This is a genomic window from Limnospira sp. PMC 1279.21, from assembly GCF_032349615.1.
Classification (GTDB): domain Bacteria; phylum Cyanobacteriota; class Cyanobacteriia; order Cyanobacteriales; family Microcoleaceae; genus Limnospira; species Limnospira fusiformis.
Genome location: NZ_JARPLU010000200.1, coordinates 1 through 3,168 on the forward strand (window position 1 = coordinate 1; position 3,168 = coordinate 3,168).

3 protein-coding genes are annotated in these 3,168 nt (G+C 44.5%); 1 reads left to right on the top strand and 2 read right to left on the bottom strand.

All coding sequences use genetic code 11. From position 1 onward, the window contains the following. Positions 1-108 precede the first annotated feature (108 nt). Both P5683_RS21140 and P5683_RS21145 read right to left on the bottom strand, forming a co-directional pair. Complete coding sequence (locus tag P5683_RS21140) at positions 109-954, bottom strand: hypothetical protein (protein WP_006624018.1); 846 nt, start codon at positions 952-954, stop codon at positions 109-111. A 41-nt stretch (positions 955-995) separates the two neighbouring features. Further along, a complete protein-coding gene (locus P5683_RS21145; protein ID WP_006624019.1) occupies positions 996-1,601 on the bottom strand; it encodes a DUF1517 domain-containing protein in 606 nt (201 codons plus the stop codon). A gap of 95 nt (positions 1,602-1,696) precedes the next feature. Here P5683_RS21145 and P5683_RS21150 point away from each other — a divergent pair, with 95 nt between their 5' ends. After that, complete coding sequence (locus P5683_RS21150) at positions 1,697-3,121, top strand: MFS transporter (RefSeq protein WP_046320798.1); 1,425 nt, start codon at positions 1,697-1,699, stop codon at positions 3,119-3,121. Positions 3,122-3,168: the final 47 nt, after the last annotated feature.

Consider the following 3,168-nt stretch of genomic DNA (forward strand, 5'->3'; position numbering starts at 1 on the left):
GGTTTATCCTCAACCCTTCTCGCTTATTATACCCTATTGCCCTAAAATATTAACCGAATTTGAGATTAAATCATGCTCTCGAACCCACCCCCTAGATCATGATGTCAATTAACGTCGCCGTCTTCCAGAGGAACCGGAACGGCTGGGACTTCTACTACCACTACCAAAACTGGGTGTACGTTGTCTTTGGGGACGAGCCTGCTGAGACTGACGCAAATTGCTAGTTCCCGCGCCAGAACCGGTTGAGCGATTAACATTGGGGTTAGTTTGGCGAGTAGTAGAACTAGGGGAAGAACTGCGAGCGGTTCCAGTAGTGCGGAAGGTTTGCCGATTTCTAACGGAGGCGGGAGGTTCATTGTACCTAGTGCGATATTGGGTGACCGCCTGGTTGTAGGTGTTACCAGAACCGCCATAGCCAACTAATGAACTACCGGACTGATATGCGGGGGGAACATAGTAACGGGGGGAAAATAAGCTAGTGGCGATCGCACTACCCACAAAGGAAGCCGCAAAAGGAGTCCAGAAATTAGACTCTCGGCGCACCACCACCGTTTGAGTCTGACCAGTTTGAGGATCGGTGCGGGTTTCAGTCACATTGTGGACATACTCAATCTGGAAATCTTCCGTCAGGTAAAAAACTGGCTGATTATTTTCGATCAACAGATGACTTTTTTCACCAGCTTCAATTTGTTCGTCCGTCAGACGCGCCATTTGCAACTCAGAGGTCTGAAATACTGGCGGTCTGGCGTTCAGTAGCATTAAGCGATACTCTCCAGTAGCATCATCATATTGCGCTTGTTGAACGGGATATTTGCCATCAGCGAGTCGGTTAGTCGCCGATGCTGAACTGCGGACTGTTTGTTGAGTGGTGGTCTGTGAGGAAGACCCACAAGCCACGGTTGTCCAACAGAGCGCAAATACCATTAAAACCGTGATTACTTTTTTGGGTAACATAATTTTAGCTAAAGTTAACTTAGGAAATTTCTCTGCACCCTTTATAGGGGTACGAGTTCGGGAAAGTTTTGTAAAAGCTGGTCTTCCGTGAGTACATCACCCAACCGCGCCGGGGAAAAGTGAATTTGAATGGCGCGTAAACTCCCTTGGTAGTGGAGGTTAATGATGCTTTTCAGTCCAGCTTCCATGGCTTCAAAACTGGCTAGGTCAGTTTCAAGGTCAGGAACTTCCCCCTCACAAGCTATTGTAACTATTACAACCAAGTTATAGGTGATAGGTAGGGACAGGGGTTCGTCTGGATCGATTTCTTCTTGGTTCAAGTCCGGTTGACTGAGATACCTTTGGGCGGAGTCCGTGAATAACTCGTTCACATAGTCCCCGGCTTCTTCTTCATCCCAGATCACGTCTCCTTCATTACCAGCGGACTGCCAATAGGTATTGTACTGGAGAAGGCTTTGACAGACTTCTACGAGTCCCTCTCCCATGATTTCCAGATCTCCATCGTGGTCTATGGCTTCGCGGGTGACTTGGTTAAGAATACCTAGTAGTGGCGCAACTTCAGCGCCGCCTAAGTGTAGGAATAGCCGACAGACGACAAAGCGGGTCTTACCCATCATTTTATTAAAGCGATCGCCTAAGCTGGCCATAATTGACTCCTCATTGGATTACTGCAAACAGATCAGTTATGTTTTTAGGATATCGCGATCTTTTGTCTATCCTGGAACCTCTTGGGACAAAAATTATGAGTCATTCTTCCTCCTTTGAGTCATCTTCTGCTAGTCCTACTATTCCCAAAATGAAGTTTTCCACCAAGTTAGCTTTTGGGGTGGGAGACCTGGGGACGGCGATGACTGCTAATATTTTCGCTTTTTTCCTGTTGTTTTTTCTGACCACTGTCGCGGGACTACCAGCAGGAATGGCCGCCAGTGTACCCATGGTGGGTAAAATTTGGGATGCGGTTAACGACCCAATTATCGGGGTTTTAAGCGATCGCACTAAGCACCCATGGGGACGGCGCTATCCCTGGATGATTTTTGCTGCGGTTCCCTTTGGCATATTTTTCTTTTTAATGTGGATCGTACCTAGTACCAATACCCAGACTCTGTTTTGGTATTATGTAATTATTGCGATCGGCTTTCATACCGCTTACACCGCAGTTAATCTCCCCTATGCCACCCTCACCCCCGAATTAACTCGCGACTACAACGAACGTACTAGCCTCAATGGGTTTCGCTTTTCTTTTTCTCTTGGTGGTAGCATCCTGTCTCTAGTTTTAGCTTTTGTGATTTTTGATGCTATTGAAGACCCAGCTACCAGATATATGGTTTTGGGTTTACTCTGTACTATTATAGCAGTCCCACCCATATTTTTATGTGTTTGGGGAACTCGCGATCGCGTCGCCCAGGTACAGGCGGCCATGGGAGAAGTTGATGAACCTACATCTTTACCCCTCTCGGAACAGGTCAAAATTGCTTTTAGTACCCGTCCTTTTTTGTTTGTCATCGGCATTTATTTATGTTCTTGGTTGGCGGTACAACTGACGGCTGCAATTCTCCAATATTTTGTAGTCTATTGTATGGAACTTCCCGAAGTCTATTTTACTCAAGTGGCGATCGTCGTTCAGGGAACCGCTTTATTAACCTTATTTATGTGGAGTAAAATTAGTGAAAAATACGGCAGAAGAATTGTATATATCAGCGGCATGGGATTTTGGATAATTGCTCAATTATCTTTATTTTTTCTACAGCCAGGACAGTTGTTTTTGATGTATTTTCTCTGTTTTATTGCCGGATTGGGAGTATCTACCGCTTATCTGATTCCCTGGTCTATGATTACGGATGTTATTGATTATGATGAACTAAAAACCGGACAGCGCCGCGAGGGAATTTTCTATTCTTTTATGGTTCTCCTGCAAAAAATTGGTTTGGCTTTGGGTATTTTTATGGTAGGTAAAACTTTGGATTGGGCGGGTTTTATTGAATCCGTAGCTGGTCAACCTATACCAACTCAACCCGAATCAGTATTATTGGCAATTCGATTGGCGATCGGACCTCTACCTATGATCTTATCTATCGTGGGAATTATCCTTACCTATTTTTATCCAATTACCAGAGAATATCATCAAGAAATCTTACTGAAATTATATCAGTCTAATATTAATGAATAATTAATAATGAATAATTAATAATGAATAATTAATAATTGTAGGGGCGG

Bases quoted from the DNA above. Each gene is read 5' to 3' on its own strand.
- P5683_RS21140 (WP_006624018.1), bottom strand. From the start codon at position 954: ATGTTACCCAAAAAAGTAATCACGGTTTTAATGGTATTTGCGCTCTGT.
- P5683_RS21145 (WP_006624019.1), bottom strand. From the start codon at position 1,601: ATGGCCAGCTTAGGCGATCGCTTTAATAAAATGATGGGTAAGACCCGC.
- P5683_RS21150 (WP_046320798.1), top strand. From the start codon at position 1,697: ATGAGTCATTCTTCCTCCTTTGAGTCATCTTCTGCTAGTCCTACTATT.